6 protein-coding genes, 11 tRNA genes and 6 rRNA genes are annotated in these 21,068 nt (G+C 45.1%); all 23 read left to right on the top strand.

What is annotated here, in order from left to right; genetic code table 11:
* Positions 1–277: 277 nt before the first annotated feature.
* The 23 genes from lysS (at position 278) to clpC (ending at position 21,005) form a co-directional block, all read left to right on the top strand.
* Complete coding sequence (gene lysS / locus ACM26V_RS18160) at positions 278–1,756, top strand: lysine--tRNA ligase (protein WP_416151912.1); 1,479 nt, start codon at positions 278–280, stop codon at positions 1,754–1,756.
* A gap of 660 nt (positions 1,757–2,416) precedes the next feature.
* A 16S ribosomal RNA gene (locus tag ACM26V_RS18165) occupies positions 2,417–3,983 on the top strand.
* A gap of 283 nt (positions 3,984–4,266) precedes the next feature.
* A 23S ribosomal RNA gene (locus ACM26V_RS18170) occupies positions 4,267–7,223 on the top strand.
* Positions 7,224–7,305: 82 nt separating this feature from the next.
* Positions 7,306–7,422, top strand: a 5S ribosomal RNA gene (gene rrf / locus ACM26V_RS18175).
* A 9-nt stretch (positions 7,423–7,431) separates the two neighbouring features.
* Positions 7,432–7,507, top strand: a tRNA-Val gene (locus ACM26V_RS18180).
* 23 nt (positions 7,508–7,530) lie between these two features.
* Positions 7,531–7,606, top strand: a tRNA-Thr gene (locus ACM26V_RS18185).
* An 86-nt stretch (positions 7,607–7,692) separates the two neighbouring features.
* Positions 7,693–7,768 (top strand) — tRNA-Lys (locus ACM26V_RS18190).
* 7 nt (positions 7,769–7,775) lie between these two features.
* Positions 7,776–7,860 (top strand) — tRNA-Leu (locus ACM26V_RS18195).
* A 4-nt stretch (positions 7,861–7,864) separates the two neighbouring features.
* Positions 7,865–7,939, top strand: a tRNA-Gly gene (locus tag ACM26V_RS18200).
* Between the two features lie 36 nt (positions 7,940–7,975).
* Positions 7,976–8,064 (top strand) — tRNA-Leu (locus ACM26V_RS18205).
* An 18-nt stretch (positions 8,065–8,082) separates the two neighbouring features.
* Positions 8,083–8,159, top strand: a tRNA-Arg gene (locus ACM26V_RS18210).
* Positions 8,160–8,174: 15 nt separating this feature from the next.
* Positions 8,175–8,251 (top strand) — tRNA-Pro (locus ACM26V_RS18215).
* A 9-nt stretch (positions 8,252–8,260) separates the two neighbouring features.
* Positions 8,261–8,336 (top strand) — tRNA-Ala (locus tag ACM26V_RS18220).
* Positions 8,337–8,488: 152 nt separating this feature from the next.
* A 16S ribosomal RNA gene (locus ACM26V_RS18225) occupies positions 8,489–10,055 on the top strand.
* A gap of 110 nt (positions 10,056–10,165) precedes the next feature.
* A tRNA-Ile gene (locus ACM26V_RS18230) sits at positions 10,166–10,242 on the top strand.
* 15 nt (positions 10,243–10,257) lie between these two features.
* Positions 10,258–10,333 (top strand) — tRNA-Ala (locus ACM26V_RS18235).
* Between the two features lie 151 nt (positions 10,334–10,484).
* A 23S ribosomal RNA gene (locus tag ACM26V_RS18240) occupies positions 10,485–13,441 on the top strand.
* Positions 13,442–13,522: 81 nt separating this feature from the next.
* A 5S ribosomal RNA gene (gene rrf, locus ACM26V_RS18245) occupies positions 13,523–13,639 on the top strand.
* The 16S, 23S and 5S rRNA genes sit together here with 11 tRNA genes alongside, the layout of an rRNA operon.
* 1,179 nt (positions 13,640–14,818) lie before the next feature.
* Complete coding sequence (locus tag ACM26V_RS18250; protein WP_416148147.1) at positions 14,819–15,547, top strand: MgtC/SapB family protein; 729 nt, start codon at positions 14,819–14,821, stop codon at positions 15,545–15,547.
* An 852-nt stretch (positions 15,548–16,399) separates the two neighbouring features.
* On the top strand, positions 16,400–16,876 hold the full coding sequence (locus ACM26V_RS18255) for a CtsR family transcriptional regulator (RefSeq protein ID WP_416148148.1): 477 nt from the start codon (positions 16,400–16,402) through the stop codon (positions 16,874–16,876).
* Between the two features lie 21 nt (positions 16,877–16,897).
* Positions 16,898–17,437 (top strand): UvrB/UvrC motif-containing protein, encoded by a 540-nt coding sequence (locus ACM26V_RS18260; RefSeq protein WP_416148149.1) that lies wholly within the window; start codon positions 16,898–16,900, stop codon positions 17,435–17,437.
* Between the two features lie 2 nt (positions 17,438–17,439).
* The gene (locus tag ACM26V_RS18265) at positions 17,440–18,537 is read left to right on the top strand and encodes a protein arginine kinase (RefSeq protein WP_416148150.1); all 1,098 of its coding nucleotides are present in this window, start codon (positions 17,440–17,442) and stop codon (positions 18,535–18,537) included.
* Positions 18,534–21,005, top strand: coding sequence for an ATP-dependent protease ATP-binding subunit ClpC (clpC, locus tag ACM26V_RS18270; protein WP_416148151.1), 2,472 nt, complete (start codon positions 18,534–18,536; stop codon positions 21,003–21,005). Before ACM26V_RS18265 ends, clpC begins: the two co-directional genes overlap by 4 nt.
* Positions 21,006–21,068 lie beyond the last annotated feature (63 nt).

Genomic DNA, 21,068 nt, shown 5'->3' on the forward strand with positions numbered 1-21,068 from the left:
AATACGAATTTCCCAAGATGATTATGATAGATTGAGTCATTCAGTAGAAGTCTATACTAAAAAAGAAGTAACAGGGAGCGTGTTAAGCCGGATAAGACTGATTCGTTGCTATTGCAAAATTCAATTTGTTTTTTAGGCTCTGCTCCTTTAAAGTAAACATAGGAGCAATTGTGCGTTTTGTATAAGAATATACATACATGTTTTTACTAAGGGCAATCAAAACTAAATTTAATAGGAGATGATAGAGTTGACTCAAGAATTTGATGGCACAGATCAGATGCAAGTACGTCGTGAAAAGTTAAATAATATTCGTGATTTAGGGATTGATCCATTCGGATCACGTTTCGAGCGTTCTCATGATGCGAGGACGATTACAGAAACATATGAAGAGATTGAGAAGGATGCGCTAGCTGATAAAGATATCCCAGTAACAATTGCTGGTCGTATGATGACGAAACGAGGAAAAGGAAAAGCAGGTTTCGCTCATATTCAAGATTTATCTGGTCAAATGCAAATTTATGTTAGGAAGGATCAAGTTGGTGACGAAAAGTATGACTTGTTCACCAGTGCGGACATCGGTGATATCGTTGGTATTACTGGCGTTATTTTTAAAACCAAAGTAGGAGAACTCTCTGTTAAAGCTCAAGACCTACAAATTTTAGCAAAGTCACTCAGACCACTACCAGATAAATATCACGGATTAAAAGATGTAGAACAGCGATATCGTCAGCGATATTTGGATCTAATCGTCAACCCAGAAGTTCGAGATACTTTTGTCTTGCGAAGTAAAATTCTACAATCAATGCGCCGTTATTTAGATGACAATGGCTATCTTGAAGTGGAAACACCAATGATGCATTCTATTCCTGGAGGGGCCTCAGCCAGACCTTTTGTTACGCACCACAACGCATTAGACATGACTCTCTACATGCGAATTGCAATTGAACTTCATTTGAAGCGATTGATTGTAGGTGGACTGGAGAAAGTATACGAAATTGGGCGAGTCTTCCGTAATGAAGGAATATCAACTCGACATAACCCCGAGTTTACGATGATAGAATTGTATGAAGCATACGCAGATTACGAAGACATCATGGCTTTAACGGAAAATCTTGTTGCACATATTTCTAAAGAAGTTTTAGGAACCGCAAAAATTCAGTACGGGGAGAAAGAGATCGATTTAGAACCTAAATGGAAAAGAATCCACATGGTTGATGCGATTAAAGAACACACGGGGGTAGACTTTTGGACTGAAATGTCTGATGAGGAAGCCCATCAACTAGCTGAAAAACACGGAGTACGAGTTCAAAAAACAATGAAGTATGGACACGTAGTGAATGAATTTTTTGAGACATTCGTTGAGGAGAAGTTGATTGAACCAACATTTGTATACGGTCACCCGTTAGACATTTCTCCGTTAGCGAAGAAGAATGAAGACGATCCGCGATTTACAGATCGTTTTGAGTTGTTTATTGTAGGGCGTGAGCATGCTAATGCCTTTACAGAGTTAAATGACCCAATTGACCAACGTGAGCGATTTGAAGCGCAACTAGTTGAACGTGAGCAGGGTGATGAAGAAGCTCATATGATGGATGAAGACTTCGTAGAGTCTCTTGAATACGGCATGCCTCCAACGGGAGGGTTAGGGATTGGAATTGATCGTCTTGTGATGTTGTTGACAAATTCGCAGTCGATCCGCGATGTCTTATTATTCCCGCAAATGCGTCAGCGTGGAGCTAATCAAGATGAAAAGTAAAGTGTAGTAACAAAACTCTGTACCTTATTTATATGGGCAGAGTTTTTTTGTTTAAAGAAAGAGTCTTCAGATTTCAAATTCATCTAAATATGTTGTGCGAGATATTGACGGTCGTTATAATGAAGTTACGGTAAATAATTTACTAATTAGTTTAGGTGAAGAGCTGATGTTGAAAAGGTTGTATAAGGATATTTGCGGAGGCTATCATAAAAAGCTGAGAGGGCACTTTCCTAATAGAGGGGAGTGTTCATAGAGGTAATTATAAAATTAATATTTATTTTATGAAAAGTGTTGCATTATCTTTTTAAATCGTGGTATATTATTAGGCGTCGCTCCAAACAGGACAATAGCTTAATAAAAAACAATTTAAATGTTTTATAAAAAGTTGTTGACGGGGAACGATAAAGATGGTATATTTATTGAGTCGCCAAAAACGACATTAACTCATAAAGGTTGTTCAAAAAATAAAAAATAAAAGCTAATATTATTTAATTTATTTTATGGGCAGGCAAAATGATATGACCTTTGAAAACTAAACAAAAAGCCAAGCGAAGTGGGATATTTTAAATATCCCGTCAAAGTAACACCAAGCAAGAAACGCCAGACAAAAGTTTGGTTTTGATGTCATGGACATCAAACTTGATGAAAAGTCATCATACTTTATCGGAGAGTTTGATCCTGGCTCAGGACGAACGCTGGCGGCGTGCCTAATACATGCAAGTCGAGCGCAGGAAGCAAGCAGATCCCTTCGGGGTGACGCTTGTGGAATGAGCGGCGGACGGGTGAGTAACACGTGGGCAACCTGCCTTGTAGACTGGGATAACTCCGGGAAACCGGAGCTAATACCGGATGACCATTTGAATCGCATGATTCGAATGTAAAAGTGGGGAGCAATCCTCATACTACGAGATGGGCCCGCGGCGCATTAGCTAGTTGGTAAGGTAATGGCTTACCAAGGCAACGATGCGTAGCCGACCTGAGAGGGTGATCGGCCACACTGGAACTGAGACACGGTCCAGACTCCTACGGGAGGCAGCAGTAGGGAATCATCCGCAATGGGCGAAAGCCTGACGGTGCAACGCCGCGTGAACGATGAAGGTTTTCGGATCGTAAAGTTCTGTTATGAGGGAAGAACAAGTGCCGTTCGAATAGGGCGGCACCTTGACGGTACCTCACGAGAAAGCCCCGGCTAACTACGTGCCAGCAGCCGCGGTAATACGTAGGGGGCAAGCGTTGTCCGGAATTATTGGGCGTAAAGCGCGCGCAGGCGGTCTCTTAAGTCTGATGTGAAAGCCCACGGCTCAACCGTGGAGGGTCATTGGAAACTGGGAGACTTGAGTGTAGGAGAGGAAAGTGGAATTCCACGTGTAGCGGTGAAATGCGTAGATATGTGGAGGAACACCAGTGGCGAAGGCGACTTTCTGGCCTACAACTGACGCTGAGGCGCGAAAGCGTGGGGAGCAAACAGGATTAGATACCCTGGTAGTCCACGCTGTAAACGATGAGTGCTAGGTGTTAGGGGTTTCGATGCCCTTAGTGCCGAAGTTAACACATTAAGCACTCCGCCTGGGGAGTACGGCCGCAAGGCTGAAACTCAAAGGAATTGACGGGGGCCCGCACAAGCAGTGGAGCATGTGGTTTAATTCGACGCAACGCGAAGAACCTTACCAGGTCTTGACATCCTCTGAACAGCTAGGAGACTAGCCTTTCCCCTTCGGGGGACAGAGTGACAGGTGGTGCATGGTTGTCGTCAGCTCGTGTCGTGAGATGTTGGGTTAAGTCCCGCAACGAGCGCAACCCTTGATCTTAGTTGCCAGCATTCAGTTGGGCACTCTAAGGTGACTGCCGGTGATAAACCGGAGGAAGGTGGGGATGACGTCAAATCATCATGCCCCTTATGACCTGGGCTACACACGTGCTACAATGGATGGTACAAAGGGTTGCAAGACCGCGAGGTCAAGCCAATCCCATAAAGCCATTCTCAGTTCGGATTGCAGGCTGCAACTCGCCTGCATGAAGCCGGAATTGCTAGTAATCGCGGATCAGCATGCCGCGGTGAATACGTTCCCGGGCCTTGTACACACCGCCCGTCACACCACGAGAGTTTGTAACACCCGAAGTCGGTGAGGTAACCTTTTGGAGCCAGCCGCCGAAGGTGGGACAGATGATTGGGGTGAAGTCGTAACAAGGTATCCGTACCGGAAGGTGCGGATGGATCACCTCCTTTCTAAGGAGCTCTAAGCTCAACTTATTGAATCGAACTTCGCTTTGGCCTTTTTGTTTAGTTTTGAGAGGTTATACTCTCAAGACTTCTTTTCTTCTAATGGAAGAAAGAAGAGAATGACCAGCACATAATTGCCGTGCTTTGACCTTTGAAAACTGGATAACGATAAATGAATGAATCACCGGTTTGACACAGAAATGAATCTTCGGATTCATGGAAGAGTGAACCGAGTGTCTTAGAATGTAAAGCCAAGAAAGACCGAGCAACACGTCCATTGATTTAAAATGGTTAAGCTAGAAAGGGCGCACGGTGAATACCTTGGCACTAGGAGCCGATGAAGGACGGGACGAACACCGAAATGCTTCGGGGAGCTGTAAGTAAGCTTTGATCCGGAGATATCCGAATGGGGGAACCCCTTATCCGTAATGGGATAAGATCCACATCTGAATCAATAGGGTGTGAGAAGGCAGACCTGGGGAACTGAAACATCTTAGTACCCAGAGGAAGAGAAAGCAAATGCGATTTCCTGAGTAGCGGCGAGCGAAACGGAAACAGCCCAAACCAAGAGGCTTGCCTCTTGGGGTTGTAGGACATTCCATACGGAGTTACAAAGAGTGAGCGTAGGCGAAGCGATCTGGAAAGGTCCGCGAGACAAGGTAAAAGCCCTGTAGTCGAAACGTTCACTCCTCCGGAGTGTATCCTGAGTACGGTGGGACACGTGAAACCCCGTCGGAATCTGGGAGGACCATCTCCCAAGGCTAAATACTCCCTAGTGACCGATAGTGAACCAGTACCGTGAGGGAAAGGTGAAAAGTACCCCGGAAGGGGAGTGAAAAAGATCTTGAAACCGTGTGCCTACAAGTAGTTGGAGCCCTATGATTTTCCTTCGGGAAAGTAACGGGTGACAGCGTGCCTTTTGTAGAATGAACCGGCGAGTTACGATTACGTGCAAGGTTAAGTTGAAGAGACGGAGCCGCAGCGAAAGCGAGTCTGAATAGGGCGAATGAGTACGTGGTTGTAGACCCGAAACCGGGTGATCTACCCATGTCCAGGGTGAAGTCCAGGTAACACTGGATGGAGGCCCGAACCCACGCACGTTGAAAAGTGCGGGGATGAGGTGTGGGTAGGGGTGAAATGCCAATCGAACTCGGAAATAGCTGGTTCTCCCCGAAATAGCTTTAGGGCTAGCCTCGAGGGTAGAGTCTTGGAGGTAGAGCACTGATTGGACTAGGGGTCCCTACAGGATTACCGAATTCAGTCAAACTCCGAATGCCAATGACTTACTCCTCGGGAGTCAGACTGCGAGTGCTAAGATCCGTAGTCAAGAGGGAAACAGCCCAGACCATCAGCTAAGGTCCCAAAGTATACGTTAAGTGGAAAAGGATGTGGAGTTGCTTAGACAACCAGGATGTTGGCTTAGAAGCAGCCATCATTGAAAGAGTGCGTAATAGCTCACTGGTCGAGTGACTCTGCGCCGAAAATGTACCGGGGCTAAACGTATCACCGAAGCTATGGATAGACACCTTCGGGTGTCTGTGGTAGGGGAGCGTTCCAAGGGCGCTGAAGCATGACCGGAAGGACATGTGGAGCGCTTGGAAGTGAGAATGCCGGTATGAGTAGCGAAAAGAGGGGTGAGAATCCCCTCCGTCGAAAGCCTAAGGGTTCCTGAGGAAGGCTCGTCCGCTCAGGGTAAGTCGGGACCTAAGCCGAGGCCGAAAGGCGTAGGCGATGGCAAACAGGTTGAAATTCCTGTACCACCACGTTTCCGTTTGAGTGAAGGGGGGACGCAGGAAGGTAGGGTAAGCGCACTGATGGATACGTGCGTCGAAGCAGTGAGGCTGACAAGTAGGAAAATCCGCTTGTCTTAAGGTTGAGCTGTGATCGCGAGGGAAATTTTAGTACCGAAGTTCCTGATCTTACACTGCCAAGAAAAGCCTCTAGCGAGGAAACTGGTGCCCGTACCGCAAACCGACACAGGTAGGCGGGAAGAGAATTCTAAGACGCGCGGGAGAACTCTCGTTAAGGAACTCGGCAAAATGACTCCGTAACTTCGGGAGAAGGAGTGCTCTATTAGGGTGAAAGCCCGAGAGAGCCGCAGTGAATAGGCCCAAACGACTGTTTATCAAAAACACAGGTCTCTGCGAAGCCGCAAGGCGAAGTATAGGGGCTGACACCTGCCCGGTGCTGGAAGGTTAAGAGGAGGGGTTATCCTTCGGGAGAAGCTCTCAATTGAAGCCCCAGTAAACGGCGGCCGTAACTATAACGGTCCTAAGGTAGCGAAATTCCTTGTCGGGTAAGTTCCGACCCGCACGAAAGGTGCAACGATTTGGGCACTGTCTCAACGAGAGACCCGGTGAAATTATATTACCAGTGAAGATGCTGGTTACCCGCGACAGGACGGAAAGACCCCATGGAGCTTTACTGTAGCTTGATATTGGATTTCGGTACAGCTTGTACAGGATAGGTAGGAGCCTTGGAAACCGGAGCGCTAGCTTCGGTGGAGGCATTGGTGGGATACTACCCTGGCTGTACTGGAATTCTAACCTCGAACCGTGATCCGGTTCAGGGACAGTGTCTGGTGGGCAGTTTGACTGGGGCGGTCGCCTCCTAAAGAGTAACGGAGGCGCCCAAAGGTTCCCTCAGAATGGTTGGAAATCATTCGTAGAGTGCAAAGGCATAAGGGAGCTTGACTGCGAGACATACAGGTCGAGCAGGGACGAAAGTCGGGCTTAGTGATCCGGCGGCACCGTATGGAAGGGCCGTCGCTCAACGGATAAAAGCTACCCTGGGGATAACAGGCTAATCTCTCCCAAGAGTCCACATCGACGGGGAGGTTTGGCACCTCGATGTCGGCTCGTCGCATCCTGGGGCTGAAGTAGGTCCCAAGGGTTGGGCTGTTCGCCCATTAAAGCGGCACGCGAGCTGGGTTCAGAACGTCGTGAGACAGTTCGGTCCCTATCCGTCGCGGGCGCAGGAAATTTGAGAGGAGCTGTCCTTAGTACGAGAGGACCGGGATGGACACACCGCTGGTGTACCAGTTGTTCCGCCAGGAGCATCGCTGGGTAGCTACGTGTGGAAGGGATAAATGCTGAAAGCATCTAAGCATGAAGCCCCCCTCGAGATGAGATTTCCCATCACGCAAGTGAGTAAGATCCCTCAGAGAAGATGAGGTTGATAGGTCTCGTGTGGAAGCATGGCGACATGCGCAGCTGAGAGATACTAATCGATCGAGGGCTTAACCAATGTTTTTATTTCGAAGACGATTCATTCATATACCATCGTTATCCAGTTTTGAGAGGTCAATATGACCGATCAATTTTATATGTCCAGTGACGATCGCGGAGAGGTCACACCCGTTCCCATGCCGAACACGGAAGTTAAGCTCTCCAGCGCCGATGATAGTTGGGGGATCTCCCCCTGTGAAAGTAGGACGTCGCTGGGCAAATGTTATGGAGGATTAGCTCAGTTGGGAGAGCATCTGCCTTACAAGCAGGGGGTCGGCGGTTCGAGCCCGTCATCCTCCACCATTATTTTGTTGAAAATAACATTTGCTGGCCTAGCTCAATTGGTAGAGCAACTGACTTGTAATCAGTAGGTTGGGGGTTCAAGTCCTCTGGCCAGCACCATTTCCATTGATTTGTTAGACGATTCATGCAAGAAATAAGGTAACAAAAAATGTATTAATCGTAAGTAATTATCATTGAAAACTTGCGAGTCATTAGCTCAGTTGGTAGAGCATCTGACTTTTAATCAGAGGGTCGAAGGTTCGAATCCTTCATGGCTCACCATTTTTATGCGGGTGTGGCGGAATTGGCAGACGCGCTAGATTTAGGATCTAGTGTCTTCGGACGTGGGGGTTCAAGTCCCTTCACCCGTACCATAATGCGGAAGTAGTTCAGTGGTAGAACATCACCTTGCCAAGGTGGGGGTCGCGAGTTCGAATCTCGTCTTCCGCTCCAAATTTATTATAAATAGTTAAAATATAGAAAGTCCTTGCCGGGATGGCGGAATTGGCAGACGCACAGGACTTAAAATCCTGCGGTAAGTAATTATCGTGCCGGTTCAAGTCCGGCTCTCGGCACCATTTTAAATAAATATAGATGCGCCCTTAGCTCAGCTGGATAGAGTGTTTGACTACGAATCAAAAGGTCGGGAGTTCGAATCTCTCAGGGCGCACCATTATTTCCAAAAAATCGGGAAGTAGCTCAGCTTGGTAGAGCACTTGGTTTGGGACCAAGGGGTCGCAGGTTCGAATCCTGTCTTCCCGACCATTTTCACAAGGGGCCTTAGCTCAGATGGGAGAGCGCCTGCTTTGCACGCAGGAGGTCAGCGGTTCGATCCCGCTAGGCTCCACCAAAATTTATTTTGACCTTTGAAAACTAAACAAAAAGCCAAGCGAAGTGGGATATATTAAAATATCCCGTCAAAGTAACACCAAGCAAGAAACGCCAGACGAAAGTTTGGTTTTGATGTCATGGACATCAAACTTGATGAAAAGTCATCATACTTTATCGGAGAGTTTGATCCTGGCTCAGGACGAACGCTGGCGGCGTGCCTAATACATGCAAGTCGAGCGCAGGAAGCAAGCAGATCCCTTCGGGGTGATGCTTGTGGAATGAGCGGCGGACGGGTGAGTAACACGTGGGCAACCTGCCTTGTAGACTGGGATAACTCCGGGAAACCGGAGCTAATACCGGATGACCATTTGAATCGCATGATTCGAATGTAAAAGTGGGGAGCAATCCTCATACTACGAGATGGGCCCGCGGCGCATTAGCTAGTTGGTAAGGTAATGGCTTACCAAGGCAACGATGCGTAGCCGACCTGAGAGGGTGATCGGCCACACTGGAACTGAGACACGGTCCAGACTCCTACGGGAGGCAGCAGTAGGGAATCATCCGCAATGGGCGAAAGCCTGACGGTGCAACGCCGCGTGAACGATGAAGGTTTTCGGATCGTAAAGTTCTGTTATGAGGGAAGAACAAGTGCCGTTCGAATAGGGCGGCACCTTGACGGTACCTCACGAGAAAGCCCCGGCTAACTACGTGCCAGCAGCCGCGGTAATACGTAGGGGGCAAGCGTTGTCCGGAATTATTGGGCGTAAAGCGCGCGCAGGCGGTCTCTTAAGTCTGATGTGAAAGCCCACGGCTCAACCGTGGAGGGTCATTGGAAACTGGGAGACTTGAGTGTAGGAGAGGAAAGTGGAATTCCACGTGTAGCGGTGAAATGCGTAGATATGTGGAGGAACACCAGTGGCGAAGGCGACTTTCTGGCCTACAACTGACGCTGAGGCGCGAAAGCGTGGGGAGCAAACAGGATTAGATACCCTGGTAGTCCACGCTGTAAACGATGAGTGCTAGGTGTTAGGGGTTTCGATGCCCTTAGTGCCGAAGTTAACACATTAAGCACTCCGCCTGGGGAGTACGGCCGCAAGGCTGAAACTCAAAGGAATTGACGGGGGCCCGCACAAGCAGTGGAGCATGTGGTTTAATTCGACGCAACGCGAAGAACCTTACCAGGTCTTGACATCCTCTGAACAGCTAGGAGACTAGCCTTTCCCCTTCGGGGGACAGAGTGACAGGTGGTGCATGGTTGTCGTCAGCTCGTGTCGTGAGATGTTGGGTTAAGTCCCGCAACGAGCGCAACCCTTGATCTTAGTTGCCAGCATTCAGTTGGGCACTCTAAGGTGACTGCCGGTGATAAACCGGAGGAAGGTGGGGATGACGTCAAATCATCATGCCCCTTATGACCTGGGCTACACACGTGCTACAATGGATGGTACAAAGGGTTGCAAGACCGCGAGGTCAAGCCAATCCCATAAAGCCATTCTCAGTTCGGATTGCAGGCTGCAACTCGCCTGCATGAAGCCGGAATTGCTAGTAATCGCGGATCAGCATGCCGCGGTGAATACGTTCCCGGGCCTTGTACACACCGCCCGTCACACCACGAGAGTTTGTAACACCCGAAGTCGGTGAGGTAACCTTTTGGAGCCAGCCGCCGAAGGTGGGACAGATGATTGGGGTGAAGTCGTAACAAGGTATCCGTACCGGAAGGTGCGGATGGATCACCTCCTTTCTAAGGAGCTCTAAGCTCAACTTATTGAATCGAACTTTGCTTTGGCTTTTTTGTTTAGTTTTGAAAGGTCAATCTTTCAAATCCAAATTATTATATTATTTATTCAATATGGGCCTGTAGCTCAGCTGGTTAGAGCGCACGCCTGATAAGCGTGAGGTCGGTGGTTCGAGTCCACTCAGGCCCACCATATTGGATTTTTTTGGGGGCCTTAGCTCAGATGGGAGAGCGCCTGCTTTGCACGCAGGAGGTCAGCGGTTCGATCCCGCTAGGCTCCACCAATTTTTTTGACCTTTGAAAACTGGATAACGATAAATGAATGAATCACCGGTTTGACACAGAAATGAATCTTCGGATTCATGGAAGAGTGAACCGAGTGTCTTAGAATGTAAAGCCAAGAAAGACCGAGCAACACGTCCATTGATTTAAAATGGTTAAGCTAGAAAGGGCGCACGGTGAATACCTTGGCACTAGGAGCCGATGAAGGACGGGACGAACACCGAAATGCTTCGGGGAGCTGTAAGTAAGCTTTGATCCGGAGATATCCGAATGGGGGAACCCCTTATCCGTAATGGGATAAGATCCACATCTGAATCAATAGGGTGTGAGAAGGCAGACCTGGGGAACTGAAACATCTTAGTACCCAGAGGAAGAGAAAGCAAATGCGATTTCCTGAGTAGCGGCGAGCGAAACGGAAACAGCCCAAACCAAGAGGCTTGCCTCTTGGGGTTGTAGGACATTCCATACGGAGTTACAAAGAGTGAGCGTAGGCGAAGCGATCTGGAAAGGTCCGCGAGACAAGGTAAAAGCCCTGTAGTCGAAACGTTCACTCCTCCGGAGTGTATCCTGAGTACGGCGGGACACGTGAAACCCCGTCGGAATCTGGGAGGACCATCTCCCAAGGCTAAATACTCCCTAGTGACCGATAGTGAACCAGTACCGTGAGGGAAAGGTGAAAAGTACCCCGGAAGGGGAGTGAAAGAGATCTTGAAACCGTGTGCCTACAAGTAGTTGGAGCCCTATGATTTTCCTTCGGGAAAGTAACGGGTGACAGCGTGCCTTTTGTAGAATGAACCGGCGAGTTACGATTACGTGCAAGGTTAAGTTGAAGAGACGGAGCCGCAGCGAAAGCGAGTCTGAATAGGGCGAATGAGTACGTGGTTGTAGACCCGAAACCGGGTGATCTACCCATGTCCAGGGTGAAGTCCAGGTAACACTGGATGGAGGCCCGAACCCACGCACGTTGAAAAGTGCGGGGATGAGGTGTGGGTAGGGGTGAAATGCCAATCGAACTCGGAAATAGCTGGTTCTCCCCGAAATAGCTTTAGGGCTAGCCTCGAGGGTAGAGTCTTGGAGGTAGAGCACTGATTGGACTAGGGGTCCCTACAGGATTACCGAATTCAGTCAAACTCCGAATGCCAATGACTTACTCCTCGGGAGTCAGACTGCGAGTGCTAAGATCCGTAGTCAAGAGGGAAACAGCCCAGACCATCAGCTAAGGTCCCAAAGTATACGTTAAGTGGAAAAGGATGTGGAGTTGCTTAGACAACCAGGATGTTGGCTTAGAAGCAGCCATCATTGAAAGAGTGCGTAATAGCTCACTGGTCGAGTGACTCTGCGCCGAAAATGTACCGGGGCTAAACGTATCACCGAAGCTATGGATAGACACCTTCGGGTGTCTGTGGTAGGGGAGCGTTCCAAGGGCGCTGAAGCATGACCGGAAGGACATGTGGAGCGCTTGGAAGTGAGAATGCCGGTATGAGTAGCGAAAAGAGGGGTGAGAATCCCCTCCGTCGAAAGCCTAAGGGTTCCTGAGGAAGGCTCGTCCGCTCAGGGTAAGTCGGGACCTAAGCCGAGGCCGAAAGGCGTAGGCGATGGCAAACAGGTTGAAATTCCTGTACCACCACGTTTCCGTTTGAGTGAAGGGGGGACGCAGGAAGGTAGGGTAAGCGCACTGATGGATATGTGCGTCGAAGCAGTGAGGCTGACAAGTAGGAAAATCCGCTTGTCTTAAGGTTGAGCTGTGATCGCGAGGGAAATTTTAGTACCGAAGTTCCTGATCCTACACTGCCAAGAAAAGCCTCTAGCGAGGAAACTGGTGCCCGTACCGCAAACCGACACAGGTAGGCGGGAAGAGAATTCTAAGACGCGCGGGAGAACTCTCGTTAAGGAACTCGGCAAAATGACTCCGTAACTTCGGGAGAAGGAGTGCTCTATTAGGGTGCAAGCCCGAGAGAGCCGCAGTGAATAGGCCCAAACGACTGTTTATCAAAAACACAGGTCTCTGCGAAGCCGCAAGGCGAAGTATAGGGGCTGACACCTGCCCGGTGCTGGAAGGTTAAGAGGAGGGGTTATCCTTCGGGAGAAGCTCTCAATTGAAGCCCCAGTAAACGGCGGCCGTAACTATAACGGTCCTAAGGTAGCGAAATTCCTTGTCGGGTAAGTTCCGACCCGCACGAAAGGTGCAACGATTTGGGCACTGTCTCAACGAGAGACCCGGTGAAATTATATTACCAGTGAAGATGCTGGTTACCCGCGACAGGACGGAAAGACCCCATGGAGCTTTACTGTAGCTTGATATTGGGTTTCGGTACAGCTTGTACAGGATAGGTAGGAGCCTTGGAAACCGGAGCGCTAGCTTCGGTGGAGGCATTGGTGGGATACTACCCTGGCTGTACTGGAATTCTAACCTCGAACCGTGATCCGGTTCAGGGACAGTGTCTGGTGGGCAGTTTGACTGGGGCGGTCGCCTCCTAAAGAGTAACGGAGGCGCCCAAAGGTTCCCTCAGAATGGTTGGAAATCATTCGTAGAGTGCAAAGGCATAAGGGAGCTTGACTGCGAGACATACAGGTCGAGCAGGGACGAAAGTCGGGCTTAGTGATCCGGCGGCACCGTATGGAAGGGCCGTCGCTCAACGGATAAAAGCTACCCTGGGGATAACAGGCTAATCTCTCCCAAGAGTCCACATCGACGGGGAGGTTTGGCACCTCGATGTCGGCTCGTCGCATCCTGGGGCTGAAGTAGGTCCCAAGGGTTGGGCTGTTCGCCCATTAAAGCGGCACGCGAGCTGGGTTCAGAACGTCGTGAGACAGTTCGGTCCCTATCCGTCGCGGGCGCAGGAAATTTGAGAGGAGCTGTCCTTAGTACGAGAGGACCGGGATGGACACACCGCTGGTGTACCAGTTGTTCCGCCAGGAGCATCGCTGGGTAGCTACGTGTGGAAGGGATAAATGCTGAAAGCATCTAAGCATGAAGCCCCCCTCGAGATGAGATTTCCCATCACGCAAGTGAGTAAGATCCCTCAGAGAAGATGAGGTTGATAGGTCTCGTGTGGAAGCATGGCGACATGCGCAGCTGAGAGATACTAATCGATCGAGGGCTTAACCAATGCTTTGATTCGAAGACGATTCATTCATATACCATCGTTATCCAGTTTTGAGAGGTCAATATGACCGATCAATTTCATATGTCTAGTGACGATCGCGGAGAGGTCACACCCGTTCCCATGCCGAACACGGAAGTTAAGCTCTCCAGCGCCGATGATAGTTGGGGGATCTCCCCCTGTGAAAGTAGGACGTCGCTGGGCAAAGAAGAAAGACATTCTCATATTTGAGGGTGTCTTTTTTGTGTTTTAAATGGTGGGAACTGAAGTTAGCAGGACAAGGAAAAAAGAAGAGGGGCACGAGGAGGAAACAAGCGAGTGACAAGTAAAGTGACCTTTGTTTTGCAGAATGACTCACTAAGGGGCACAAGTCATCACTGCTTGTGACCAATGCACCCCAAAATAACTCGCCGCGAGGCACAAAATCGCCCATAATTAGGGAATCTTCCCTCTTAAAAGTAGGACGCAACTGGGAAATGAAAAAACCTTCTTATAAATGAGGATGTCTATTTTGTATGACGTAAAAGATAGAAGGCGAAGGAATATGAACCAGAGAGACTGGGGGGGGAATAGAAAGCCACCTATTCCCTTGAAAAATTTAATGAAGACATTGACTGAATAAAAAAATATTAAAAAGTAATGCGAGTGGTCGAGTTAGCATTCGCATTACTATTAAAGCTTTTTTCTCACGTTAATAAAATTTACTTCCAAAACATTTATCAATACTATTTCCTATTCTTTATTGCTTGTTTGTTTTGATAGATAGCCCAGTGAATTTCTTCTTCCGTATATAGGGACAATTTAATTTTCTTCATTTTTTACCCCTCCTTTTGTTCTTTTTACTATCATAACTTATGTTATTAGAGTTAAGTTAATTTGCGTTAGGTTTCTTGACAAAGAAATTTATTGAGATTATTTAATGATATTATTATTCATGAAGAACTAGAGAAGTAAATAACTAAATATACTGTTGTTAAAAGTTAAACCAAAACGCATATAATGAAGTTTTATAAAGTGCCACTATCATTAAAATCTAGATACTCTCCTATATTTGAGAAAGAGAAAACAGGTAAGAATATTTTTATCTATTGATGTTGCCGTCTAATAAACACAGCAAAGTACTTACACTATAGCTATTCACTAACCTTTAATTAGATTGAATTTAAAAGGCGATCTCTAGTAGTAGTTCTGCATTTATTAATAAATCGTTACCAATGAGGTTAAATAGGAAATACTTGCCACACACATAAAAAAAGAGTTATGATAGTTTTTAAATTCCAAAGATGGGGTAGTTACCTTGAGAGTAAAAAGGCATATAATAAACTTCTTGACTTCATATTTAAGCACGATTTTTCACGAAAATAAAATGAGGAGGTGGTAAGTTTGGAGTGGTCAATGTTTATGGAAAATGAGTTAGTAATAATCACGAGTCGGCTATTGCTTGCTGCAATACTTGGTGGTTTGGTGGGGATTGAGAGAGAGTTTCACCATCATCCGGCAGGATTTCGAACGCATTTATTAGTAAGTGTAGGGTCAAGTTTAATTATGCTGTTAGCTTTTTATGGATTTCAAGATTATATTGCAGAAAATCAAGATGTAGTCACATTTGACCCTTCTCGTTTAGCCGCTTATGTTGTTTCCGGGATTGGTTTTTTAGGGGCAGGTACAATTCTTGTTCAAGGTTACACGGTAAGAGGATTAACAACAGCAGCATCGATTTGGGTTGTGGCAGCGATAGGTTTAACCGTTGGAGCTGGGATGTATGTTGCCGCCATGGTTGCTACGATTATTGTTATTTTAAGTTTATTGTTTTTAGGGAGAATCACGTTTCGTTTTGGCATGCAACAAGAAAGAAATAAGATTACCATTGTGGTTGAAGAAGAAACAGCCGAACTAAATAAAGTGATGAGAATTTTTGAGGAACAGGAAATGTTTCCAAAAGGTATTAAATCAAAGAAAAAAACTGCATCTGATGGAAATCCGATGGTTGAATACCAATTAATTATAGAATATAAAGAAGAGAGTGGTATGAATAAAGTGATTGACAAATTACATCGAATCCCATTTGTGAAAAAAATAAGGGTGGAAAAAAACTCACATGAAACTTGGTAATATGACGAAAATAGGAAATTGACTTATAGTTCCTCTTACCCCAACAGATGTAAAAACCTTCGAGCTCTTACTGAAGAACCATCATGAAAGCAGACAACACCTACCTTGATAAATGGCGAACGACATTATAAATCCAGAATGAGTGTCGTTCGTTCCTTTAAAATAAATGTATGCCCTTACGGCTTACCTTAATATTGCAACTTTGGCATATTCAAAATAACTAAACATCAATAACAGAAGCATCGAATTTACCTCACGCATATATATCAAGAAGACTAATAAGATAAGTCTATATAAGTTCTAAGTTTACTAATACTGTCGAATCAGAAAAAATAATTAATTCTAGAAGTGAAAATTTCACTTTAGAGGCAAAAATTCAACCTTTCTAATGCATAAAAAAAATATCGAGCCCGCTGTAAGCGAAGTACTGATTTTTGATTATTGAAACACATGAGTTATCAAAGCAAATAAGTAAAATTTATATAAAAACTTATGGTTGAATATCGATTAATTGTGGAATATAAAAAAGAGAGTGTGAAATTAGTTCTCGAATATACAAAAAATTCCGATTGAAATACGATTGCATTCATCTTTGTATATATGACGAAAATATTGATACAAAATAGTTGCACCATTCGTAAAAAAAGATATAATGTAGTTAAAGTCAAATATAGTCAAAGTCAGTAAAATTTACTTGCTGACAAATTTGCAAGTCTGAAGAGGTAGTAAATGTATCGCTATGCATCATATAAAATGATTTACATAAGCCTCGATGAATTAATTTAGATGTTATTGAATTTTTGAAACAGGTAATAGTTGCATCTACTTTGTGTAGTAAAGGAGGGGGATGCGTTGAGAAATATATCGGATGTTATAGAACACTATTTGAAACAAGTGATCTCAGGAAATGGGCAAGAACTGATTGAAGTAAAAAGAAGTGAATTAGCAGAACAATTTGATTGTGTTCCTTCCCAAATAAATTATGTTATACGCACACGTTTTACAGTTGAAAAAGGTTACATGGTAGAAAGTAAACGTGGAGGCGGCGGATACATTCGGATCATTAGAGTCAAAGCTGATAACCAGCTTGCATTATATGATCAGTTGATTGAGCTAGTTGGAAATGAAATTCCGCAATTAGCAGCGAATAATATGATTATTCGTTTACTTGAAGAGGATGCAATCACAAAACGAGAAGCTAACCTTATGCAAAGTGTTATTGACCGCGAAGTGATTTCTATCCAACTTCCTTACAGGGATGAGTTGAGAGCAAATATTTTAAAGGCAATGTTATCTACACTAAAATATAAAGAATGGAAGGAAAGATAACAATAGAAGGAGGAGGTTCTGATGCTCTGTCAAGAATGCCAACAGCGACAAGCTAGTCTGCATTTCACAAAAATTATTAATGGCGAGAAAACAGAATTTCATATTTGTGAAATTTGTGCCAAGGATAAAGGGGAATATATTCCAGGTTCTAATAGTTTCTCGATCCACCAATTGTTATCAGGATTGTTGGAGGATGATCAGCCTTTTTCATCAACGACGAACAAATCATATGAAAAAATACAGCCAGAATTAAAGTGTTCTAACTGCGGTATGTCTTATCAACAGTTTGCGGAGATCGGGAAATTTGGCTGCGCGGAGTGCTACCGAAGTTTTGAAGAGAAACTTGATCCAATTTTTCGAAGAATTCACGGAGGAAATGCGACACACTCTGGCAAAATTCCAAAGCGTAAGGGAAAAGATTTACACATTCATCGTGAAATTGAGGATTTAAAAGAACAGCAAAAGAAACTAATTGCGGAAGAAGAGTTTGAAGAAGCTGCAAAAACAAGGGATCAGATTCGCTCCTTAGAAAATAACTTGCAAGGAAAAGGGGGGACGTAATCATGTCTTTGGAATCGTTTATGAACGAGGCGATAAGTCCTTGGATGAAAAATCAAGGACCTGACGCAGATATTGTTATTAGTAGTAGAGTCAGATTGGCGCGGAATTTGCAAAGTATCCCGTTTCCGATGGCAGCCAATAAGGAACAGTTAGCTAAAATTAACGATCAAGTCGATCGAACATTTACAGGAAAAACACATGGGGAGTTTGGACAATTAGAGTTTTTAAAAATGAATGAGTTAGCTGAAAACGAAAAACAAGTCTTGGTAGAAAAGCACTTAATTAGTCCAACGCTATCGAATGAATCGAAAGCAGGTAGCGTCCTCCTTAGTGAAGACGAATCATTGAGTATTATGATTAATGAAGAAGATCACTTTCGAATTCAATGTTTGTTGTCTGGCTTTCAACTAGATAAGGGGTTAGAGTTTGCCAATGGAATGGATGACTGGATAGAAGGAGAAATGGATTTTGCATTTGATGAGAATCGCGGATATTTAACAAGTTGCCCAACCAATGTAGGAACGGGATTGAGATCTTCTGTAATGATGCATTTACCAGCACTTGTTTTGACGAAGAAACTTAATCGAATATTACCTGCTATTAACCAACTGGGATTGGTAGTTCGGGGCATATATGGTGAAGGTAGTGAAGCACTAGGAAATCTGTTTCAAATTTCGAACCAAATGACTTTGGGGAAATCAGAAAAAGATATTGTCGATGACCTTCAGAGTGTTGTTACGCAATTGATTGCTCATGAACGTTCAGCAAGAGAGACGCTCCTGCAACAGTCGCAAATTCAGTTGGAAGACAGAATATATCGCTCCTATGGAATCCTTGCATATAGTCGGCGAATGGAGTCAAAAGAAGCGATGCAACGATTATCCGATGTGAGAATGGGAATTGATATGGGGTTAATTGAAGACATAAAAGGTAATATTCTAAATGAATTGATGATTGTGACGCAGCCTGGATTTTTGCAACAGTACGCAGGTGAGAGTCTTACTGCAGAACAGCGTGACCAACGAAGAGCAACATTAATACGCGAAAGATTTAAATTAGAATGTAGTAGTGAATTATTTGACGGAGGTGGAGAGGCATGATGTTTGGAAGATTTACTGAACGCGCGCAGAAAGTATTGGCATTAGCACAAGATGAAGCAGGAAGGTTAGGGCACAGTAATATAGGTACAGAACATATTTTGTTAGGGTTAGTTAGCGAAGGAGAAGGAATTGCAGCTAAGGCTTTGACGGCATTAGGACTAGGAGCTGAAAAAATCCAGTCTGAAGTTGAAAATCTTATTGGTAGAGGCGAGGAAAATTCAAAGCAAATTCATTATACTCCAAGAGCGAAAAAAGTGATTGAATTATCAATGGATGAGGCAAGAAAGCTTGGTCACTCATATGTTGGCACGGAGCACATTCTTCTTGGTTTGATCCGTGAAGGAGAAGGCGTAGCTGCTCGTGTGTTAAATAACCTGGGAGTAAGTTTAAATAAAGCTAGGCAACAAGTGTTACAACTATTAGGTTCCAATGAATCTGCAAACAGTCAACAGCAAGCAGCAGGCAGTGGTAGCTCTAATGCTAGCACACCGACGTTGGATAGCTTGGCAAGAGACTTAACGGCGATTGCAAAAGAAGATCAAATTGATCCAGTTATCGGCCGTGCCAAGGAAATTGAGCGAGTCATTCAAATTCTTAGTCGGCGCACGAAGAATAACCCAGTACTAATCGGTGAACCGGGTGTTGGTAAAACGGCGATTGCTGAAGGATTAGCTCAGCAAATAGTTGATAATGAAGTACCAGAAACCCTTCGTGGTAAGCGTGTTATGACACTTGATATGGGGACAGTTGTCGCTGGTACAAAATATCGTGGAGAGTTTGAAGACCGTCTGAAGAAAGTTATGGAAGAGATTCGCCAAGCAAATAATGTGATATTGTTTATTGATGAGTTACACACGTTGATTGGTGCTGGTGGCGCTGAAGGTGCGATTGATGCATCGAACATCTTAAAACCATCTCTAGCAAGAGGCGAATTACAATGCATTGGTGCAACAACAATTGATGAATTTAGAAAATATATCGAAAAAGATACGGCACTTGAGCGTCGTTTCCAACCAATTCAAGTTGATGAGCCGACCGTTGAGGAGTCTATACAAATTTTGACAGGGTTAAGAGACCGGTATGAAGCACATCATCGTGTAACGATTACTGATGAGGCAGTCAAATCTGCCGTAGAGTTATCGGATCGTTATATTTCCGATCGATTTTTACCAGATAAAGCAATTGACTTAATTGATGAAGCAGGGTCGAAAGTTCGTTTACGCTCTTATACGGCACCACCGAACTTAAAAGAAAAAGAGCAAAATTTGGATGACTTACGTAAGGAGAAAGATGCAGCCGTTCAAAGTCAAGAGTTCGAAAAAGCAGCTTCGCTTCGTGATAAAGAACAGAAACTTCGCGAAGAGCTTGAGAAAATGAAAGATCAGTGGAAAGAAAAACAAGGTCAGGAAGATTCTGAAGTAACAACAGAAGATATAGCTTCTATTGTAGCGACGTGGACAGGAATTCCTGTCAGTAAACTAGCCGAGGAGGAAACGGATCGTCTTTTACGAATGGAAGATATCCTTCACAACCGAGTTATTGGTCAAGAAGAAGCCGTAAAAGCAGTCTCGAAAGCAGTTCGACGTGCGCGGGCAGGGTTGAAGGATCCGAAACGACCAATTGGCTCATTTATTTTCCTTGGTCCAACAGGTGTTGGTAAAACGGAATTGGCTAGAGCTGTAGCGGAATCCTTGTTCGGTGATGAAGAAGCGATTATTCGTATTGATATGTCAGAGTATATGGAAAAACACACGACGAGTCGTTTGGTTGGCTCCCCCCCAGGATATGTCGGTCATGAAGATGGAGGGCAGCTTACAGAGAAAGTTCGCCGAAAGCCGTATTCTGTTATCCTTCTAGATGAAGTAGAGAAGGCTCACCCTGAAGTGTTTAACATTTTGCTTCAAGTACTTGAAGATGGATTTTTAACCGATTCAAAGGGCCGTAGAGTTGACTTCAGAAATACAGCGATCATTATGACATCGAACGTTGGGGCAAGTGCGTTGAGACAAGAAAAAAACCTTGGGTTTACTGCACAACGAGATGGAGAGGGTTACAAAGATATGAAAGGGAAAGTCATGGGGGAATTGAAGAAAAGTTTCCGTCCCGAGTTCCTAAACCGTATTGATGAAATCATTGTATTTCATTCCCTCGAGAAGAGTCATATCCAGCAAATTGTTTCGCTGATGGCAAATGAATTAAAAAAGCGTCTGTCTGAGCAGGATATTGATTTTGAATTATCAGAAGAAGCGAAGATGAAAATTGCCGATGATGGTTTTGATTCTGAATACGGTGCCCGTCCTCTTCGTCGTGCATTGCAAAAACAAGTGGAAGATCGATTGTCAGAAGAACTTCTGCGTGGAAACATTAAAAAAGGACAATCAGTGAAGATAAGCTTAAAAGACGGTGAATATGTTGTGACGTCTAAAAAGAATGAGAATAGTAAAGAAAAAGAAAGAAATGAAATTTAAGTAAAAAAGGAACATATAAATAAGAATGGGGAGAAGTCACTGAATGCACCAGGCTTCTCCTTT

Origin of the sequence: Salipaludibacillus sp. HK11, from assembly GCF_047795645.1 — a bacterium.
Lineage (GTDB): Bacteria > Bacillota > Bacilli > Bacillales > Salisediminibacteriaceae > Salipaludibacillus.

Excerpts from the sequence above, each read along its gene's own strand:
- lysS (WP_416151912.1), top strand. The coding sequence starts at position 278 with ATGCAAGTACGTCGTGAAAAGTTAAATAATATTCGTGATTTAGGGATT.
- ACM26V_RS18265 (WP_416148150.1), top strand. The coding sequence starts at position 17,440 with ATGTCTTTGGAATCGTTTATGAACGAGGCGATAAGTCCTTGGATGAAA.
- clpC (WP_416148151.1), top strand. The coding sequence starts at position 18,534 with ATGATGTTTGGAAGATTTACTGAACGCGCGCAGAAAGTATTGGCATTA.
- ACM26V_RS18260 (WP_416148149.1), top strand. The coding sequence starts at position 16,898 with ATGCTCTGTCAAGAATGCCAACAGCGACAAGCTAGTCTGCATTTCACA.